Origin of the sequence: Microcystis sp. M20BS1, assembly GCF_020245305.1 — a bacterium.
GTDB classification, from domain to species: Bacteria; Cyanobacteriota; Cyanobacteriia; order Cyanobacteriales; family Microcystaceae; genus Microcystis; species Microcystis ichthyoblabe_A.
The window spans coordinates 18,451-37,746 of the sequence record NZ_JADBUZ010000163.1 but is presented as its reverse complement, the minus strand read 5'-3'; the positions used below and the strand labels follow the sequence as shown (position 1 = coordinate 37,746).

23 protein-coding genes and 1 pseudogene are annotated in these 19,296 nt (G+C 44.4%); 16 read left to right on the top strand and 8 right to left on the bottom strand.

Translation table 11 applies throughout. From position 1 onward, the window contains the following. Positions 1–506 precede the first annotated feature (506 nt). From infA to rpmE, 10 genes are all read left to right on the top strand, one after another. Complete coding sequence (infA, locus tag IM507_RS16470; protein WP_002737109.1) at positions 507–737, top strand: translation initiation factor IF-1; 231 nt, start codon at positions 507–509, stop codon at positions 735–737. A gap of 127 nt (positions 738–864) precedes the next feature. Further along, positions 865–978 (top strand): 50S ribosomal protein L36, encoded by a 114-nt coding sequence (rpmJ, locus tag IM507_RS16465; RefSeq protein ID WP_012593611.1) that lies wholly within the window; start codon positions 865–867, stop codon positions 976–978. Positions 979–1,071: 93 nt separating this feature from the next. Then, positions 1,072–1,455, top strand: coding sequence for a 30S ribosomal protein S13 (gene rpsM / locus IM507_RS16460; RefSeq protein WP_002735415.1), 384 nt, complete (start codon positions 1,072–1,074; stop codon positions 1,453–1,455). A gap of 39 nt (positions 1,456–1,494) precedes the next feature. After that, positions 1,495–1,887 (top strand): 30S ribosomal protein S11, encoded by a 393-nt coding sequence (rpsK, locus tag IM507_RS16455; RefSeq protein ID WP_002735413.1) that lies wholly within the window; start codon positions 1,495–1,497, stop codon positions 1,885–1,887. A 179-nt stretch (positions 1,888–2,066) separates the two neighbouring features. After that, positions 2,067–3,008, top strand: a complete 942-nt coding sequence (locus IM507_RS16450; RefSeq protein WP_002737965.1) for a DNA-directed RNA polymerase subunit alpha — start codon at positions 2,067–2,069, stop codon at positions 3,006–3,008. 21 nt (positions 3,009–3,029) lie between these two features. After that, positions 3,030–3,380, top strand: coding sequence for a 50S ribosomal protein L17 (gene rplQ, locus IM507_RS16445; RefSeq protein WP_002760055.1), 351 nt, complete (start codon positions 3,030–3,032; stop codon positions 3,378–3,380). Between the two features lie 2 nt (positions 3,381–3,382). Beyond that, positions 3,383–4,198, top strand: a complete 816-nt coding sequence (truA, locus tag IM507_RS16440) for a tRNA pseudouridine(38-40) synthase TruA (protein WP_069475085.1) — start codon at positions 3,383–3,385, stop codon at positions 4,196–4,198. A 40-nt stretch (positions 4,199–4,238) separates the two neighbouring features. Next, the gene (rplM, locus tag IM507_RS16435) at positions 4,239–4,694 is read left to right on the top strand and encodes a 50S ribosomal protein L13 (RefSeq protein ID WP_002735375.1); all 456 of its coding nucleotides are present in this window, start codon (positions 4,239–4,241) and stop codon (positions 4,692–4,694) included. 4 nt (positions 4,695–4,698) lie between these two features. Further along, a complete protein-coding gene (rpsI, locus tag IM507_RS16430) occupies positions 4,699–5,112 on the top strand; it encodes a 30S ribosomal protein S9 (RefSeq protein ID WP_002737094.1) in 414 nt (137 codons plus the stop codon). Positions 5,113–5,131: 19 nt separating this feature from the next. Then, the gene (gene rpmE, locus IM507_RS16425; protein WP_002735793.1) at positions 5,132–5,365 is read left to right on the top strand and encodes a 50S ribosomal protein L31; all 234 of its coding nucleotides are present in this window, start codon (positions 5,132–5,134) and stop codon (positions 5,363–5,365) included. Positions 5,366–5,706: 341 nt separating this feature from the next. Here rpmE and IM507_RS16420 read toward each other — a convergent pair. Further along, a pseudogene (locus tag IM507_RS16420) lies at positions 5,707–6,156 on the bottom strand (transposase); the annotation flags it as partial. Continuing rightward, positions 6,149–6,433, bottom strand: coding sequence for a transposase (locus IM507_RS16415; RefSeq protein WP_199309427.1), 285 nt, complete (start codon positions 6,431–6,433; stop codon positions 6,149–6,151). The pseudogene IM507_RS16420 and the gene IM507_RS16415, both read right to left, overlap by 8 nt. Positions 6,434–6,877: 444 nt before the next feature. Here IM507_RS16415 and IM507_RS16410 point away from each other — a divergent pair, with 444 nt between their 5' ends. Next, positions 6,878–8,008 carry a three-Cys-motif partner protein TcmP gene (locus IM507_RS16410; RefSeq protein WP_069475082.1) on the top strand — a complete coding sequence of 377 codons (1,131 nt, stop codon included), beginning with the start codon at positions 6,878–6,880 and terminating at the stop codon, positions 8,006–8,008. On the opposite strand, the gene IM507_RS16405 is transcribed toward IM507_RS16410, so the two are convergent. Next, the gene (locus IM507_RS16405) at positions 7,998–8,774 is read right to left on the bottom strand and encodes a DUF5131 family protein (protein ID WP_069475081.1); all 777 of its coding nucleotides are present in this window, start codon (positions 8,772–8,774) and stop codon (positions 7,998–8,000) included. The genes IM507_RS16410 and IM507_RS16405 overlap by 11 nt on opposite strands. A 248-nt stretch (positions 8,775–9,022) precedes the next feature. After that, complete coding sequence (locus tag IM507_RS16400) at positions 9,023–9,907, bottom strand: hypothetical protein (RefSeq protein WP_069475080.1); 885 nt, start codon at positions 9,905–9,907, stop codon at positions 9,023–9,025. Positions 9,908–10,054: 147 nt separating this feature from the next. On the opposite strand from IM507_RS16400, the gene IM507_RS16395 reads away from it, so the two are divergent. Next, positions 10,055–10,876, top strand: coding sequence for a sulfotransferase family protein (locus IM507_RS16395; RefSeq protein WP_069475079.1), 822 nt, complete (start codon positions 10,055–10,057; stop codon positions 10,874–10,876). Between the two features lie 96 nt (positions 10,877–10,972). Here the strand turns inward: IM507_RS16395 and IM507_RS16390 are convergent, their stop codons facing one another. Then, a complete protein-coding gene (locus IM507_RS16390) occupies positions 10,973–11,173 on the bottom strand; it encodes a hypothetical protein (RefSeq protein WP_002735656.1) in 201 nt (66 codons plus the stop codon). Positions 11,174–11,575: 402 nt separating this feature from the next. Here IM507_RS16390 and IM507_RS16385 point away from each other — a divergent pair, with 402 nt between their 5' ends. After that, positions 11,576–12,529: an ABC transporter ATP-binding protein gene (locus tag IM507_RS16385; protein WP_123229858.1), complete on the top strand. Its 954-nt coding sequence runs from the start codon at positions 11,576–11,578 to the stop codon at positions 12,527–12,529. Positions 12,530–12,551: 22 nt separating this feature from the next. Here the strand turns inward: IM507_RS16385 and IM507_RS16380 are convergent, their stop codons facing one another. Further along, complete coding sequence (locus IM507_RS16380; RefSeq protein WP_123229859.1) at positions 12,552–13,304, bottom strand: tetratricopeptide repeat protein; 753 nt, start codon at positions 13,302–13,304, stop codon at positions 12,552–12,554. Positions 13,305–13,348: 44 nt separating this feature from the next. Between IM507_RS16380 and nblB the strand changes: the two genes are divergently transcribed. Further along, positions 13,349–14,014: a phycobilisome degradation protein NblB gene (gene nblB, locus IM507_RS16375; RefSeq protein ID WP_123229860.1), complete on the top strand. Its 666-nt coding sequence runs from the start codon at positions 13,349–13,351 to the stop codon at positions 14,012–14,014. 73 nt (positions 14,015–14,087) lie between these two features. Next, positions 14,088–15,179, top strand: a complete 1,092-nt coding sequence (locus tag IM507_RS16370; protein WP_123229861.1) for a tetratricopeptide repeat protein — start codon at positions 14,088–14,090, stop codon at positions 15,177–15,179. A gap of 212 nt (positions 15,180–15,391) precedes the next feature. Here the strand turns inward: IM507_RS16370 and IM507_RS16365 are convergent, their stop codons facing one another. Both IM507_RS16365 and IM507_RS16360 read right to left on the bottom strand, forming a co-directional pair. Continuing rightward, positions 15,392–15,865 carry a DUF29 domain-containing protein gene (locus IM507_RS16365; protein ID WP_002737830.1) on the bottom strand — a complete coding sequence of 158 codons (474 nt, stop codon included), beginning with the start codon at positions 15,863–15,865 and terminating at the stop codon, positions 15,392–15,394. A gap of 100 nt (positions 15,866–15,965) precedes the next feature. Further along, on the bottom strand, positions 15,966–16,952 hold the full coding sequence (locus IM507_RS16360) for an RNA polymerase sigma factor, RpoD/SigA family (protein WP_002737778.1): 987 nt from the start codon (positions 16,950–16,952) through the stop codon (positions 15,966–15,968). A 687-nt stretch (positions 16,953–17,639) separates the two neighbouring features. Between IM507_RS16360 and IM507_RS16355 the strand changes: the two genes are divergently transcribed. Next, positions 17,640–19,064, top strand: coding sequence for a Ni/Fe hydrogenase subunit alpha (locus tag IM507_RS16355; RefSeq protein ID WP_016514321.1), 1,425 nt, complete (start codon positions 17,640–17,642; stop codon positions 19,062–19,064). The last annotated feature ends 232 nt before the right edge of the window (positions 19,065–19,296 follow it).

Below are 19,296 nucleotides of genomic sequence, written 5' to 3'. Positions count from 1 at the left end.
CTCCAAGCAGTGTCATAACTGATCCCTTTTTTCTTAGCATAATCTGATAGTTTCATGTGAACTGCAATGTAAACTTGTACTAACCATATTAGCAGTTGTTTGCAGTCATTTGCATATATTTTTTACAAAACTTTACAATACTGCCTAGTAGTGGGGAGATGGGGGTGGAGACTGGAGTCAGGAGATGGGAGAGGGAAGATGGGGCGCTTTTTTGCTGTGAACTGAAAACTCACATCTGATCACTGATCACTGATCACTGATAAGCTATACTGGGGGAACTGTGGTGACAGCACGGTTGCTGCTGCCGAATCGGCTCTCCTACTAGGTTCTGTGTGATAAGTTTAACTTACTATATGATCGATCAATCTTTGTGTCCTTTGTGTCTTTGTGGTTCGTTCCACCCCCCCGCTGGGAGGAATGTATCTTAGAATACATTTTAACCACCAAACCCAAGAGAGCCCCGAATCATTAAATAAATTGTCCCCAGTGAAATTGAGGAATTAACTTTGTCTAAACAAGATCTCATCGAAATGGAAGGAACCGTCACGGAATCTTTGCCTAACGCCATGTTTAGGGTGGATTTAGATAACGGTTTCAACGTCTTAGCTCACATATCCGGCAAAATCCGCCGTAATTATATCAAAATCCTCCCTGGCGATCGAGTAAAAGTGGAACTCACACCCTACGACCTAACCAAAGGCAGAATTACCTATCGCCTGAAAAATCAAAAAAAATAGCGATAAATAGGGGCAGAGAAGCCAAAAAGCCTAATAAGCAGCCAAATTTATTTAAAAAAAATAGGTGACACGAGTAAAAGAAATCTGATATAATAATAAGCTTGCAGTGTTGCCAAAATAGTTAGGCATGAAAGTTAGAGCGTCTGTCAAAAAAATGTGCGAAAAGTGCCGCGTCATCCGTCGGCGCGGTCGAGTCATGGTAATTTGTTCTAACCCCAAACACAAGCAGAGACAAGGTTAATCCACCAAAGTCACTGTCTTGGGGCAGAGAATCGTTACCGTTAATTGTAGTCGTTTTTGGAAAAAAAATCGTTCATAGGGAGAAAAAAAAAGCGTGGCAAGGATAGCTGGTGTAGACCTACCTCGCGATAAGCGTGTGGAAATCGCCCTGACCTACCTCTACGGAGTGGGTCTATCGCGTTCCCAAGAAGTCTTATCCGCGACGGGTGTTAACCCTGACACTCGGGTCAAGGATCTCAGCGATGAAGACGTGGCGGCGCTACGGACTTATATCGAGACAAATTATCAAATCGAGGGGGATTTGAGACGCTGGGAGGCGATGAACATCAAACGCCTCGCCGATATCGGCACCTATCGAGGTCGTCGGCATCGGCTAGGATTACCCGTGCGCGGGCAACGGACGCGAACCAATGCGCGGACCCGTCGAGGTCGTCGGGTGACAGTGGCAGGGAAGAAAAAAGCCCCCTCCAAGAAATAATTTTTTATTCATTGCGATATCCCCCAATCAAGAAAAACTATGGCGCGACCAACCAAAAAAACCGGACCGAAAAAACAGAAAAAAAATATTCCTACCGGAGTCGCTCACATTCAATCGACCTTCAACAATACCATTGTCACGATCGCCGATACCAAAGGCGATGTGATCTCTTGGGCATCGGCGGGATCGAGTGGTTTTAAAGGAGCCAAAAAAGGAACCCCCTTCGCCGCCCAAACCGCCGCCGATAACGCCGCCCGCCGAGCGATCGAACAGGGAATGCGTCAACTAGAAGTGATGGTTAGTGGCCCTGGGGCAGGACGGGAAACCGCAATCCGGGCCCTGCAAGGAGCAGGATTAGAAATCACCCTGATCCGGGACGTGACTCCCATCCCCCACAATGGTTGTCGTCCTCCCAAACGCCGGAGAGTGTAAACAGTGAACAGCTTTTTCAGGTGACAGGGATCTTGAGGCCGACAGCCGTTAGCTTTGAGCGCATCAGCAGCAGAATCGGGTCGTCAAAGACCATCTGAGCAAAAAGCTAAAGGCTGAAAGCCAAAGAAAACTGATAACTGATAACTGATAACTGATAACTGAACAAGGGAGGTCAATCGGTGGCGCAATTTCAAATCGAGTGTGTAGAAGCAAAAACTTACAAGAATCAGAGTCAGTACAGTAAATTTGTACTAGAGCCTCTGGAAAGAGGCCAGGGTACAACCGTAGGTAATGCCCTGAGACGGATTCTCATTTCCAATCTGGAAGGGGCGGCCGTGACGGCCCTGCGGATCGCGGGAGTCAATCACGAATTTGCCACCGTCGAGGGGGTACGCGAGGACGTGATGGAACTCATGCTCAACATGAAAGAAATCATTCTGAAAAGCTACACCAATCAAACCCAGATCGGGCGTTTAGTGGCAACTGGGCCGGCGACAGTAGTGGCGGCACAATTCGATTTACCCTCAGAAATCGAGATAGTTGATCGCAATCAGTACGTCGCCACCCTAGCCGAAGGGGCCAAGCTAGAGATGGAATTTCGCGTGGAAAAAGGCAAAGGCTACCGGGCAATTGATCGCAGTAAAGAAGAAGCCACTTCGCTCGACTTTCTGCAAATCGACTCTATCTTTATGCCCGTAACCAAAGTCAACTACAGCGTCGAAGATATCCGTTCCGAAAGCGGTCAAGCTAGAGATCGTCTGCTCTTAGAAATTTGGACAAACGGGAGCATTAACCCCAAAGAAGCCCTTTCCCAAGCGGCCGATATGCTGGTTAATCTCTTTAACCCGCTCAAGGATCTCAACGCCCTCGAATCCTCCGGTAACTTTGACGACCAAGAGATCAACCAAGAAAACCAAATTCCGATCGAGGAACTACAATTATCCGTGCGCGCCTACAATTGCCTGAAGCGAGCGCAGATCAACACCGTAGCCGACCTCCTCGATTACAGCCAAGAAGATCTCTTAGAAATCAAAAACTTTGGGCAGAAATCGGCGGAAGAAGTCATTGAAGCCCTACAAAAACGGTTAGGCATCACCCTACCCCAAGAAAAAAGCAAGTAAACCCAATTCCAGGAAAATACCATGAGACATCGGTGTAAAGTGCCTCAATTGGGTCTGCCAGCTGACCAAAGAAAGGCACTGCTGCGCAGCTTAGCCACCCAGCTAATTCTACATGGTCAGATCACCACCACCCTAGCGAAAGCGAAAGCGGTGCGAGCAGAGGTAGACCACATTATCACCCTAGCTAAAGACGGTTCCCTGAGCGCCCGTCGCCAAGCCATGGGCTACATCTACGACAAACAACTGGTTCACGCCCTCTTTGAAGGCGCACAAGCCCGTTATGGCAACCGTAACGGCGGTTATACCCGGGTCGTGCGTACCCTGCGCCGTCGCGGGGATAATGCCCCCATGGCGATTATCGAACTGATGTAACGATGACAGCTTGCCCCCAGTCGCGGATCGCCCTAGTTATCCAGTATGTGGGAACTAATTTCCACGGCTGGCAACGGCAACCCCATCACAGGAGCGTGCAGGAAGAAATCGAGAAGGCTCTGGCCGATATTCTCGGTTATGTCGTCACTCTGCACGGGGCCGGACGTACGGATAGCGGTGTTCACGCCGCCGCCCAGGTTGCCCATTTCCAGCAGCAGAGTCCGATCCCACCTGCCCATTGGGCCAAGGTTCTCAATGCTCGGCTAGATGACGATATCGTCATTCGGGCTTCGGCTCAGGTTCCCGATCGCTGGCACGCCCGTTTCTCAGCCCTCTGGCGACGTTATCGTTACACCCTCTATACCGACCCCATCCCCAATCTCTTTGTTAGCCCCTTTAGTTGGCACTACTACCATCGTCCCCTCGATGCCGATTTGATGGCCAGGGCCCTGGCCCCCCTATTGGGAAAGCACCATCTGGCCGCCTTTCACCGTGCCAACTCTAGCCGTGACCATTCTTGGGTAGAAGTACAGGGGGTGGAATGCTACCGTCAAGGGCCGTTTATACAGATGGAAATTCAAGCCAATGGCTTTTTGTACGGGATGGTGCGGCTATTGGTGGGAATGTTGGTAGAGGTGGGAACTGGTGAGCGATCGCTAGAAAACTTTACCGACATCTGGGTCAATCAGCGCCGAGAATTGGTCAAATACGCCGCACCAGCTAAAGGACTATGTTTACTGCGGGTGGGTTACGCCGATTTTCCCTTTGCCGATAGCGTCTGGTGCGAGACTCAGCCTCTTTATTATTTCCGAGCATAGAGATTCAAAGTTTATTTTTGTAAAGCAAGGCAAACTGACCATGAACAAAACACCGCTACCAAATTTAGAGACTCTAGAGCAGAAATGGTACGTCATTGATGCGGCCGATCAGCGTCTAGGTCGTCTGGCCACCGAAATCGCGATGATTCTACGGGGCAAAAATAAGGCCACCTTCACCCCCCATCTGGATACGGGGGATTTTGTCATTGTTATTAACGCCGAAAAAGTGACGGTAACGGGCAAAAAACGCCAACAGAAAGTTTATCGCCGCGACTCCGGCAGACCGGGTGGTATGAAGGTAGAAAGCTTCGATAAACTGCAAAAACGCATTCCCGAACGGATTATCGAACACGCTGTTAAGGGAATGCTCCCGAAAAATAGCTTAGGTCGGAAATTGTTCACGAAACTGAAAGTTTATGCCGGTGCGGAACATCCCCATCAGGCACAACAACCGGAAGTTTTAGCGATTAATACGATTCCCGCAGGAGGAAATTAAGTCAATGCAAGCCACGGACAGTAAAAATAAGGTAGTTTATTGGGGAACGGGACGACGCAAATCGGCGGTCGCTTCCGTGCGTCTGGTGCCGGGGACGGGGGCAATTACCGTTAACGGTCGCGATGGGGAAACCCACTTTAACCGCATTCCCACCTATATCCAGACGATTAAGGCTCCTCTGGAGACTTTGGGACTGGAAAACGAATATGATATCATCGTTAAGGCCGAGGGCGGTGGTTTGACCGGCCAAGCGGACGCGGTGAAATTGGGTGTCGCTAGAGCTTTATGTCAATTAGCACCGGAAAATCGTCCTCCCCTCAAGAGTGAAGGTTATCTGACTCGGGATCCCCGGGCGAAGGAACGGAAAAAATACGGTCTTCACAAAGCGCGTAAAGCGCCTCAATACTCGAAACGTTAGGTTAATAGAGAGGTTTATCATGCCGAAAAAAATTCATCCTACTTGGTATCCGGAAGCCAAGGTGATCTGTAATGGTGAAGTGGTGATGACTGTGGGTTCGACCAAACCAGAAATTCATGTGGAGGTTTGGTCGGGTAATCATCCTTTTTATACGGGAACCCAGAAGATGATCGATACGGAAGGCCGGGTCGATCGCTTCTTGCGTAAGTACAAAATGGGTGATAAGTCAAGCAAAAAGGCTGATCAGAAATAATTCTTTACTTTTGCCTTTTTGACCCGGTGGGGAGATTTTCCCGCCGGGTTTTTTGCTATCTTGAGGCTAGTAGAGTCATTATAGAATCCATTTGGTATCTTAGGATACAGGCTCTCTTAGGTTTGGTGGGTAAAATGTATTTTAAGATACAGTATTGCTGGCGAGGGAGTGGAGGGAACCACAGAGACACAGAGGACACAAAGATCGATCGATCCTATGTAAGTTAAACTTATCACACAGAACCTAGAAGAGCCGGATACAGCTAATTGTCGTAGTAGAAGTCGAAGAAAACAGAGATGAATTTTGGTAGTGGAGTGTTCTAAAGTGCGCTCAAAATTTTTGACTAAAGATTTGCAGCGTTCCATCCAAGAATTACTTCTTTCAATCACCCATCGAGTTTTTACAGGTACGAATCCTGATAAACCCTTCTCCGCTTTTTCGGTTTTTGACGGTTTTGGAGACAGTTCAAACTGAATTTTAGTCATTATCTCTGGATAGACCTTAACCAACTCTTTCTCTATTTTGTCAGGATGATAACCATTATCTAGAAGAATAGTCGTCTTAGACAGTTCCGACGGTTTTAACTTGAAATAGTCAATACCTCGAGTTAACAACTCAATCAATCCCTGGTCATCAGATAGGTTGGCGGGAGTACAATGAGCGAAAAAGGGAAAACCAAGACTATCCGTCCCTAGATGACGTTTAATTCCATTGGTGCACTTGTAGAAACAAAATCCTTTCGTCTCAACACTCGCATTACAGGTATTTTTGACGGCTTGAGAATCAATCATAATTAGATTCGTCCACAAGTTTTTTTTCTTGTTGTCGTAATCTGCGATGTAATTCTTCCATTATTTTTTGGATGATTCCCTGACTTCTCCACTGTTTATAATGCCAGAACACGGTGGAGTAGGGAGGGAAATCTTTCGTGAGGTCCCGCCAATTACCGCCATTTTTGAGTTGATAGAAAATCCCATCTAAAATCTGTCGTTTTGTCCATTTCGGGGGGCCAGTCAATTTCTTCTTTGGCAATAGCGGTTCTACGATAGACCACTCTTCATTCGTCATACTACTTGAGTACATTTTGGCTTACTCCAAAGTATCGATTTTCGGGGACGACTAGACGGTGGCGCATTCACTGACGGGGTTCAGACCAAAGTATTGCCGTTAAACAGGCTACAGACTCTCTTCCCTGAAACCTATAGTGGACAAGGTTTTCGCTTCACCTTTTCAGCCTAGCATCTACATTATAAAAGATACCAAATGGGTTCTATAAAACCGTTGTTCCCGCTAATCCTCTCGTACAGATGAAGATTACTGTTAAAACCATCGGTTCTCTCCTGCGCGGTAACGCTTTAGCTCCTTAAAATCAATTGATAACCAGAAAACCCAATCTCCCCATGGCGGTGGTTGGGTTTTCTTTTGGGTTGTTTCATCTCCTATCTTCTCTAATTTAAAAAAAAATAAGGTATGTTATACTAAATCCGTTGATTATAGGCTACATATTAGGATATGACTAAAAATTCCTTCTTCAATGAGCAAAAAGAACAGTCCTTGATCAAAGCTAGGATTGTTGAGAAATATTTCTGGGCTTGGGCAAAAGTTATAATTTCAAAAGTTAAGGGATCGTCTTCAGTCCAGAAAATCGCTTATGTTGACCTTTTTGCTGGTGCAGGACGATATAAAGATGGCTCAAAATCAACCCCAGTAAAAGTTCTAGAAACTGCCATCGCAGATCCAGATATGCGAAATATGCTGGTGTCGATCTTTAACGATGCCGATGTCGAAAAAGTTAATTCTCTTCAACAAGCTATAGATTCAATTCCGGGCATAGAAAATTTAAAATACCGCCCTCAAATATCAAAATATGAGGTTGGAGAGGACATAGTTAAAACCTTCCAAAGCATGAAATTAGTTCCCACTTTATTTTTTGTTGATCCTTGGGGTTACAAGGGACTATCTCTTCAACTTGTTAATTCGGTCGTCAAAGATTGGGGTTGTGATTGCATCTTCTTCTTCAATTACAATCGCATCAACATGGGTTTAAATAATGATGCAGTCAAAGAACACATAAATGCGCTATTCGGACAAGTAGGAGCAGATCAACTCCGCAAACGATTGAAAACATTTACACTTACTCCACAAGAGCGTGAGTTAACCGTTGTAGAATATATCTGTGAAGCCTTGAAAGAAATGGGGGGTAAATATGTTCTTCCATTTCGTTTCAGACATGAAATGGGAAATCGTACTAGCCATCACCTAATTTTTGTAAGCAAGCATCCTAAAGGCTATGAAATTATGAAAGAGATAATGGCTAAAGAGAGTTCTGAACAGACGCAGGGCGTACCATCTTTTGAGTATAATCCTGCAACTCTTCAACAACCATTACTCTTTGAGCTAACCAGTCCTCTTGATCAACTGGAATCTATGTTGTTGGACAATTTTTCAGGTAAAACTATGACGATGGCAGAGATTTACGACCAGCATCATGTGGGAAAACCGTACATTAAAAAGAATTACAAAACTGCCCTTAGCAATCTTGAATCTCAAGGAAAAGTCACAGTACATTCACCCGAGGACAAAAAACGGCGAAAAGGAACGTTTGCGGATGATTTAAAGGTTACATTTCCAGTTAAGCAATAAGCTCTAATTTTTCTGAACGCCTCGCTGATTTAAGTGGGACACTTCCCCATGTTTGGATATGCTGATTCCAGGCATTAGGCATCTCGTCCCAGATTTTATCATCAAGTAATCTACCCCCTGCTTTCGGTGTCCTTCCCCCAACTTGTTTGAAAAAAAATGCTACCCCTGAATTTTGACATTGATTGCGGATATCCCTTGCCCAGTCAAGTTTCATCTGGCGATGTTTTTGCCCGGATTCTCCGCCGACAATAACCCAATCAATGCCAGTTAAATTAAGTTCTAGGGGTCCTAAAAGTGGCTCACATGAAATGAAACGCACTGAAACAGGAACTGTCCGAAGATATTCAATCCGATCTATGTGGTTTTGGTTCTCGACAGATACACCTAGCCAAATGTTTTCTGGAAAATCTAATTTAGACGCTAAATCACCTAAACGGCTTTGTCGCTTTGTTAAAATCTGATATATATGCCAAGGTGTTAAATGAATAACTGAGAAAACTTGTCTGATAAAGTCGAGAGGCACATCATCATGAAAAAGGTCACTCATTGAGTTGACAAAAACTCGACTGGGAGTGCGCCAACGTAAGGGTTCTTCCAATCTTTCTGGATGCAAAGTTAAGCTGAATCCATTGGGAAAGTTTTTGGGAAAACGCTGTGTAATAGCTTCGGCATAACAATGCAGACAGCCGGTGCTAATTTTATCGCACCCGGTTGTTGGATTCCACGTTTTATCAGTCCACTCAATACCAGTGTTTATACTAGACATATTTTAACTCCACAATCTATATCTATGACAGACGCTACCTGCCGATAATTAGCAATTTACTTGTACTATATCATTGTTTGACAAGTACAATTGTCGCCGCACTCACTTTCTACATTACGCAATCGTCAATGAGTTGCGGTGTACACAAAATATTACATCGTTTAACGAAAACAACAGGCGCTTACAGCCGGTGCTATGAAATCTAAGCGATGATCGCCTCACCTCAGATCTAGAGAACTAAGGCTCTCTTAGTACCATAATTCGGGGATCAGGTCATAATAACCAGCTTGGGGCGGTGGGTAAACACCCGCTTCGATTTTTTCGATAATAGTCGGCCAAGCTTGCCTAAAAGCGGCAGAGCGCTCGTTGGGGTGCAGAGTCCAACCCTTGGCATTGGTGAGAGTGGCGCGATAATAGTTGCTTTGTTCTAGGGAGCGAGAAACCATAATTTCCCAAGAGTCGAGTTTTCCTTTGCCGGTCAAAATATTGCCCCAAGCTTTTAAACCATCGGGTAAGTGATCGAGAAAGGTATTTTTATAAGAGCGCCAGAGGGGGGTCATCGGTAAAAGGCGATCGTAGCGACGACAATTAAGTAGATAGGCACGGCTGCCAAAAAATTTAAATTGATAGAATCCATCGGGATTTTTTGTGTAAGGATGCTGAGAATAAATCGTACCATCAGGCCGCGGTGGACCGGACAAAGGACGCACAAACATCATTTCTGGATGGGTTTCCATTAACTCGATCCCTTCGCGGATCCAACTGTAATCTGGTTCTTGGTAGAGCATCATGTCACTGTCATAATGAACCATATAGTCGCTGCGACATGACTCGATTTTGAAGATCGAGCCAAAAATCGGATAACCTTTGTAGTTATGGGTGGAACGGAGGGGACTGCCGAAATGCTTTTGATAGATACGCTGACGATAGCTGGGACCGTAGTTAAAATCCACTAGGCGATCAATTATGCCATGTTCAACTAATTTTTCACCACAGGCTCTTAATTCCTCCATTGTACCCAGTCCGGGGCGATTAACCTTTTCCCCGCTTAAAGGGGCCGTGTCAATAGCGAGTACCTTTTCCTCGAAGGGAAACTGACTCATTTTGACTAAATGGGGAATAGTGTTCATCATAAACCAGACATCGGTTCGCGCCGTAAAAAACCAGAGCTAACAACTTGGCAATCTCATTTTGTATAAACCTCACTTTTATTTGGGTCTTAAATGGGATACATTATAGGGGAATCTTAGCGACAAGTTGACGCAATTCCTGATTAACCTATGACTATAGCCCTCGATCGCTTACCCCAATCTTGGCAGGGTTTAGCCCATCGTTTAACTTATAAGTATTTTCAGGCACGCATTGATATACCCAAAGACCCTTATAAAATTCTCTTTCGTCCCCAACCCTATCAGGTTTTATTTATTCTTAGCCATATGCGATCGGGTTCGTCTTTATTGACCCATATCCTCAATTCTAATCCTGAAATTATCGGTTTTGGCGAAACTCATCTGGTTTATGAGAGTGAACAGGATTTTAAAACTTTAATGTTTAGACTCCACTGGCGTTTGAAAGATTTAAACATGAATCATAAATATATTTTAGATAAAGTTCTTCACGATGAGAAGTTTTTAGATCATAGTTTTTTGCAATCTGATGCGGTTAAGACCATATTTTTACTACGAGAACCGAAGCGCACTTTAGCTAGTATTCTAGATATTAAACCCCATCACAATGAGCAGCAAGCCCTGGGTTATTATACTGGTCGTTTAGCCACCTTAGAAAGTTATGCCCGATTAATTAACAGTCAAGAAAAGAGTTTACTTATCACCCACGATCAACTATTAAACCAAAGTCAATTGGTCTTTAATAGTTTACAGAGTCATCTCGATACTAAAACGGGATTTTCTGAAGAATATCGAGTTTTAAACACTACTGGCATTCGTGGGCTAGGCGATTCTTCCGAGAATATCAGAGCGGGTAAAATTATTAAACAAGCCAGAAAATTAGATATAGAAATTTCCGACGATGTTTTAACCCAAGCCCAAAAAGCCTACGATCAATGCTACAAAAACCTTAGCCATTATTGTCATTGTATCTAAGCTGAATTGGGGATGAGCAATAGCCTTGATTCTCTCCTCGGAGTCCCAAGCAAACCCCCCTAATTCAACTCTAGGTTGATCCTTTAGTAGGTTCGATTAGCCTTCAATATTAGCAATTGTAAAGCCCATCTGACACTCGTAGAGATTGGGCTGTTGGCTGCCCCCTTTGCCTAGGGAATGACCACAGCCTAGTTTACCCTCTCGCCACCGGGGTTGCCCCTGCTGGTTGGCTAAAAGACAGCCCTGACACACAGAACCCGTATCGAGAATGTGTTCGTCGGTTAAGATCACTAACATGACGTTCACCCCCATTGATCTCCGATTATTCTTGTCTCCATTGTAGGATGTTTTTTCTGAGATGTAGTGCCGCGCTATACATTCCGCTACTTTTTGGCTTTTTTTCGCCTGGACCCTTCTTATACAAGGTATTTACCGATCAATTGTGAATACTCAGAAGATAAGGCGGCTCTTCTAGGTTCTGTGTGAGGATGTTATAATATCAATACAGAATAGGAGGTGGGTTATCTGGATAAATTTTAATCAACTCCTCGATTTACCAAATGTAACAGTGGTCAATTATCAAAAAATTGAGAAGATATTAAGACTTAAACAATTTAACAACAACCAGCGGAAGTCATGGGAGATAAACCCTGTATTCTTGGTTAGCGAGTCACCCTCAGAACCTAACTAAAAAACTTTATGAACGCACCCGAATTAGCCATTGCTACCGTTGGTTTAACCAAACAATTTGACCGCCATGGGGCTGTTAATCAAGTAGATTTACAGATTGAAGCAGGGGAAGTTTACGGGTTAATCGGTCCAAATGGAGCGGGAAAAACCACTTTAATTAGGATGTTAGCGGCAGCGGAAGAACCGACAACGGGAGAAATATATCTGCACGGAGAACGTCTTTTAAGAGATGAGAGTAATCCCCGTCTCAAAAGAAATTTAGGTTATCTACCCGATAATTTTCCCCTCTACGATGACCTAAATGTCTGGAATTATCTGGATTATTTTGCCCGTCTTTATCATATCCCTCGCTCCCAACGTCATCGCCGCATTTATGAGGTTCTAGAACTGGTACAATTAACCAATAAAAGTCATAATTTGATCGCTACTTTATCCCGGGGGATGAAACAACGTTTAAGTTTAGCCCGAACGATTATCCATGAACCTTTAATTTTACTTCTCGATGAACCGGTTTCTGGATTAGACCCGATCGCTCGCCTACAATTTCGTGAGATTATTAAAGTCTTACAATCGGCAGGTATGACTATTTTAATTTCCTCCCATGTCCTTAGTGATTTAGCGGAACTTTGTACTTCTGTGGGTATAATGGAATTAGGTTATCTAGTGGAAAGTACCTCTTTAGAGGAATTAAATCAACGTCTAGCTGGTCAATACTTGCAGATTACGACTCTGGGCAATTTAGAAGCCTTAGAAAACGCTCTTAAACAATGTGTTTTTGTGGAAAGTTGGCAAAGAATTATTAATACTAATACTCTCCGGGTTAAATTTACGGGAACCCTAGAAGATAGTGCTGAATTGTTGAAATTTTTAGTGGTTTCTGGTCTGAACTTAAGCGAGTTTTATACTTGCCGCGAAGATTTAGAAACTATTTTCCTAAAACTGGGACATCGACAGGCATCTTAAGGGGAAATAATAATTTTTAAATCTAACCAGATAGTAACTTTTCGACTAATTTAATTTGCTCCTGACTAAAACCCGCTTCCTTCAGGTGTGCCAGAAACCATTTTTCTCGATAACGACCGTCTAAATCCCTAGCCTTTTTGTAGGTATCCCGCGCTTTTTTACTATCACCTTGATCTAAATAAATCATTGCCAAAGCCACAAGAGGATGGGGATTATTTGGCTCTAATTTAACTGCTTTTTTAGCGTTAGTAATAGCTGAATCAAAATCTTTTAGGCGATGATAGGCGAGGGATAAATTATAGTAGGCGATTTCATTATCTGGTTTTAAACTAGCGGCTTTAGTATGAGTGACTACGGCTTTTTCAAGATGACCACCGACAAGATAAACAATACCCAAAGCATTATAAGCAGCCACATGATCGGGAGCAATTTTAATCGTTTCTTCGAGAGTTGTTTGTGCCGCTAAAGGTTGTTTAGCTAGGTGTTGTGTCCAGCCTAAAATTACTCTCCCGTCTAGATGATTGGGGTTTAACTGTACCGATTTTTTTAAAGCCTCAATACTTTTGATAAAATCTCCCTGTTGACGATACTGTAATCCCAATTGACGATAACGATTAGCAGCCTTAATGTCTGATGGGGGAATAATCGGACTGGGAGAAGGAGAAATGATTATCTTAGCCGTCGGTTCTTTTTTAGGGGGAGAGGGGGGACTACAGCCCCAAAAAACCGGGGAACTAAACATGATCAAGATAGTCAGGATTCGATAACTATTCATGGGACAATTAATACCAGTCCAATTGTTAAGGGTGTCATCAAATTATGAATTATTCCCCCGAATCCGTGCAACGGCTGCTCGATTCCAATGATTATGGCGATCGCTTATCGGGAGTTAATCAACTGCGTTATTTAGCCCCAGAAATCGCCTTCGAGATGTTACAGCCTTTAATTAACGATAGTAACGCTAGGGTGCGTTATTCGGCGGTAAGTCAGCTAGATATCCTCGGTCGTCAGAATCTCGATCTGGCCTTAACTATTCTACGCGATCGCTTGTTAAATGATCCCGAAGCGGACGTGAAAGCAGCCGCGGCCGATGCGATCGGGGGGTTAAAATTAACGGCAGCCTACGATGATCTGGTGGCCGTCTATGAACAATCCAGCGACTGGTTAATTCAATTTAGCATTGTGGCCGCTTTGGGCGAATTGGGGGAACCCCGGGGCTTTGAACTGCTCGAAATCGCCCTAAACTCCGATAATGAATTGGTAAAAACGGCCGCTGTTAGTGCTTTCGGGGAACTAGGCGACCCTCGCGCCGTCTCTTTACTTGTTCCCTTGGCTAATGATGATGACTGGCAACTGCGCTATCGTCTTGCTCAAGCTTTAGGCCGCTTAGGGGGGGAAGAGGCGATCGCTGTTTTGACCCAGTTAACCAGCGATAAAAGCGCCCAAGTCGCCCAAGAGGCCCGCAATAATCTCGTCCAAGAGTGATGCGGAATAGTTGATTTTTGTCAATAGCATTTACAATAAACTTTAATTAAGAATCGTTAACAAAGGTAAAGCGATGAAACAATTTACCCGTTTAATCTTGCTCATCGGTCTCCTCGCGGGGGGCTGTTTCTCTCCCTCAATTGCGATCGCTGATAATCCGGCGGGGGCAATCGTGAGCAAGGATTCACAGGTTAACGAACTACTGCGTCAAGCGCGGCAATTGGTCAAAAATGGCAATTATGGGGAAGCTATAGCCATTTACGAGCAGGCCGCCGCCCTTGATGGCAATAATGCCAAAATTTTCTCTGGGATCGGCTTTTTACAAACGCGGCAGGGGGATTATAACGCCGCCGCCCAAGCATACCAAAAAGCTTTAAGTCTCGATCCGAGTAATCCCGACTTTTTCCATGCTCTCGGTTATAGTTTGGCTAATATCGGCGATTACGACAATGCAGCCACCGCTTACTACTACGCTATCCAAATAGAACCGAAAAACGTCCAACACTACCTCGGTTTAGGGGTGGTATTATTACGGCAAAAAAACTATGCAAAAGCGGGCGAAGTTTACCAATGGATTTTAGCTCTCGACCCCAATAATCAGCAAGCCCACGAAATCATGGGTAAAGCCTTGATCGAACAGAATAAAAGCAGCGAAGCCTTCGATTTTCTCCAAAAATCCCTGCAAAGATTCCCTAACAATAGTGAATTAAGATTGCAACTGGCCAGCCTTTTGCTCAAACAGGGCGATTTAAATGGTGGAACCCAAATTTTAAAGGAAATAGAGCGACAAAGTGCAGGAAATTTTTTAATTCAGCTAAAAATAGGGATTTTACTCGAAAAACAAGAGCGTTTTGACGAGGCTCTCCCCTTTTATCGTCGGGCTGTTTTCCTAGAACCCCAATCGTTGGAAGCACAAGCGGGAATCGGTCGCATCCATCTGGCCAGAAAAGATTATCTTGCAGCAATTATCGCCTATCAAGATTTGGCCGAAATCGCCCCCAATAACGCTGATGTCTATCTTAATCTCGGTCGGGCCTACGCGGGCCGAGGACGAAAAAGAGAGGCGGAGGAAGCTTTTAAGCAAGCGCGAGCGGTTTATGTGCTGAAAAATAATCAATCCGGCCTGGAGGAAGTGGATGCCCTGCTGAAGAAATTGCTTGAGTAAAACCAGATCAGTTATCAGTTATCAGTTATCAGTTATCAGATTTGAGTTTTCAGTTCACTGATGACTGTTTAGCGATCAAGGAGTAATTTATACTAAATCCGTTGAATATAGGCTACTTATCAGGACAGGCACTCATGCAATAGGCAAGAGGCAAAAGGGGGAATAAATAATCAGTCTTTAATAACCAGATTTAGTATTAGACAGTCAATAGTTTATTCCCAATCGATCGGCAGCCATTGATGATCTAAAACCTGTTCGAGATTAAAAATTATCTGACTGGGTAAACCGCCGGGGGATAAACCCATTTTTTTCCGGACGGCCTCTAAAGCTGTATGGTAGGATGGCTCAAAAATCTCCCGAAGATAGGGCTTTAAACTAGGGCTATCCTCCAGTAAATCTTGAATTTCTGCCCGAAAATTATTGATTTCTCCATTCCAATGATTACCATTCCGGTCTCTTTCCGATTGCCAGTAAGTTAATTTGAGTAAATGTTCTAGGAGACGAGTTAAAAGACTTTTGAGCGCGTGTCTTTCACTTCTCCCCATCGATTCAATCTCCTCAATTAAATTGTCTAAATCCACCTCGGCAAACTGGCCTTTTTTTAATTGTTCTGCCGTGGTTTTTAGCCAGAGATAAAAATCTTCTTCGTATAGTGTTGGGGTCGCTGTTTCTGTTGATCTAGTCATGACGGAACTGCCACAGGTGAAAACTAATCGGGATTCTATATTAATTAAACCCAAAAAAAAGAGAGCTTGAACTCTCCTTCTTGGTTATTTGCTAATCTTACTAACTAGCGACAATATATTCCTTGACGTTGGCCCGGCGACGGCGTAAATGAGCCAGGGCCTGGTGTTCTAATTGTCGCACCCGTTCCCGACTGATGTTCATTCTCTGACCGATTTTGGCTAGGGATAACTCCTTGCCATCGGTTAAACCGAAACGGAGAGTAATCACTTCCCGTTGTTGGGGGGTTAATTCGGCCAGGAGATTGGCTAAGTCTTGCCGTAATAACTCTTGGGTGATGAAGGTATCGGGAGAAACTCCGCTATCTTCCAATAATTCCGACAATTCCGTATCTTGGTTATCGCCGACGCGCACATCAAGGGAGATGGGTTGACGGGCCATACTGAGATATTCGCGGATTTGAGCGGGTTCTAGCTCTAATTCCAGGGCAATCTCGGCAGGGGTGGCACTTCTGCCCAGTTTTTGGGCGAGTTCGCGCTGGGTTCTTTTGATTTTATTCAGTTTTTCGGTGATATGGATGGGTAAACGAATGGTGCGGGCCTGTTGAGCGATCGCACGGGTAATCGCTTGTCGAATCCACCAGTAAGCATAGGTAGAAAATTTATAACCTTTGGTGGGATCAAATTTCTCTACACCTCTTTCTAATCCCAGACTACCCTCTTGAATTAGATCGAGGAATTCCATGTTCCGCTTTTGATATTTCTTTGCGATCGCAACTACCAAGCGGAGGTTAGCCTCAATCATTTTCCGTTTAGCTCGATCGCCAGTTTTCAAGGCGCGATCCAGTTCATTTTCGCTTAAATTCACCGAATCCGCCCACTCCAAGCGCTGTGGTTCCCGTCCTAATTGTTTCGATAGTGCTTCTTTCGCTTCTAACAGGCTCATCATCCGTTGGACTTGTTTGCCGTAAATAATTTCTTGTTCGTGAGTTAGGAGGGGAACCCGCCCAATTTCGTGCAGATAGGTACGCACCATATCGGCATTGAGGGTGGGCTGTGGTTGAGTTTGGTTGGTTTTTGCTGTGGGCATTGGTTTGGTGGTGACTCCTTGACACAGAAAAAGTCTGTTACTATTCCGACTCGCGGGTGAGTCTGGCTTATCTGAAGTCGGTATGAGTTCGATTCGGAATTCCTTTGATTGTATCCTGTGCTTTTAGACGCAGACAATCCCCTAAAGGTTCAAAGCTAATTCATTCTTTGGTATGATGTTAGGTTTATCCTTTTTCCCCCAACATTTAGAACAAAAGTATTACAGCCTAGAACTATCAACTACAATCGCTTGTTTTTGGGTCGCTTTTTCCCGAATCCTCGGCAGTGCCGCTGATACTGTTAGGTAAGATTACAAGACAAAAAGGTGATTTTCCCGATTAGTCATAAACAATTTGGCTGACTTCCGACCCTTTCGCCCTCAGCTTTGAGAGGAAGACTGACAGCCGAGAACCGACTTCTATATATATAATGACCGATCAACACCAGCAAAGTGAGATGTAATCATTGCGGATTTCCGAACTATTTTCTGTAGTATTTGTTACAAAATGCCAAATTAGCCGCGATTGAGAATCGGGAAAAATTGTTATAAAAATTAGGATTGCTAGGAGGGTAATAACTATCATAGAAACAGCAGGGCGGAGATCGGGATAAATTATCGTTTAAACCAAGCTCGATCGCAGTCTCCACAATGCCGTTCTGTGGAACTCCTGAACAATGAGGACTTACTATGACTAAAACCGTCGTTATCGATCCCGTCACCCGGATCGAAGGCCATGCCAAGATCTCGATTTTCCTTGACGATGGGGGGGAAGTGGATGACGTGCGTTTTCATGTGGTCGAGTATCGTGGTTTCGAGAAATTCTGCGAGGGACGGCCGATGTGGGAGATGGCGGGAATTACTGCCCGAATTTGCGGCATTTGCCCCGTTAGTCACCTACTTTGTGCCGCCAAAACCGGCGATAAAATTCTAGCGGTGCAAATCCCCCCTGCGGGGGAAAAACTGCGGCGCTTGATGAATTTGGGACAATTAACCCAATCCCATGCTTTAAGCTTTTTTCATCTTAGCAGTCCCGATTTTCTGCTTGGTTGGGAAAGTGACCCCGCTAAACGGAATGTGTTCGGTTTAATTGCGGCCGATCCCGACCTAGCGCGAGCAGGCATCCGTTTACGTCAATTTGGACAGAAAGTTATTGAACTTTTGGGAGCAAAAAAAATTCACCCCGCTTGGTCTGTCCCGGGGGGTGTGCGTTCCCCTTTAAGCGAAGAAGGGCGACAATGGATTAAAGAACGACTGCCGGAGTCTAAGGCGACTCTTTACACGGCTTTAAACCTATTTAAAGGACTTCTGGACAATTTAACCACAGAAATCGCCGCTTTTGGTAATTTCCCTTCTCTATTTATGGGATTGGTCGGTAAACGGGACGAGTGGGAACACTACGGTGGTCATATTCGTTTTACCGATAGTCAAGGCAATATCGTAGCCGATAACCTGAGCGAAGACAATTATCGCGATTATATCGGCGAATCAGTGGAAAAATGGTCTTATTTGAAGTTTCCCTACTATAAACCCCTCGGTTATCCCAATGGTATCTATCGAGTTGGTCCCTTGGCCCGCTTAAATGTTTGTTCCCATTTTGGCACGGAGGGAGCGGATATCGAGTTACGCGAATATCGCCATCGGGTCGGTGGTGTAGCAACCTCTTCTTTTTATTATCATTATGCTCGTTTAGTCGAGATTTTGGCTTGTTTAGAACAGATTGAACGTTTAATCGATGATCCCGATATAGTTTCTCAACGCTGCCGGGCCGAAGCAGGAATTAATAATCTGCAAGGGGTGGGAGTTAGTGAAGCGCCCCGGGGTACTTTATTCCATGATTATAAAGTGGATGAAAATGGTTTGATTGAAACGGTGAATTTAATTATTGCCACAGGTAATAATAATTTGGCGATGAATCAAACGGTGAAACAAATCGCCCAACATTATATCCATGGTGGCGAAATTCCCGAAGCGATGTTAAACCGCGTAGAAGCGGGTATTCGTTGCTATGATCCCTGTTTAAGTTGTTCCACTCACGCTATGGGACAAATGCCGCTACAGCTAGAGTTAGTTAATGCAGCTGGTGACGTGATTAATACTCGACAAAGGGGTTAATTATCTAAGTTGTTAGGGTGTTGGGAAATAGGGCAAATTCCTCCTAACACCCGGGGCTATTTCATTTTAGATGATAAGATATTGGGGGAAAATAAAACGGTTCTTCGGTTTGTCTTATGCAACGTACAGGGTTATAAGGAATGAAACTATTATAGAGAAAAACATTTGGCGATTTTTGTCAATTGTTTTCAATCTAGAGCGAACTAAATCAATTAAATCTCTTGCCAGATAA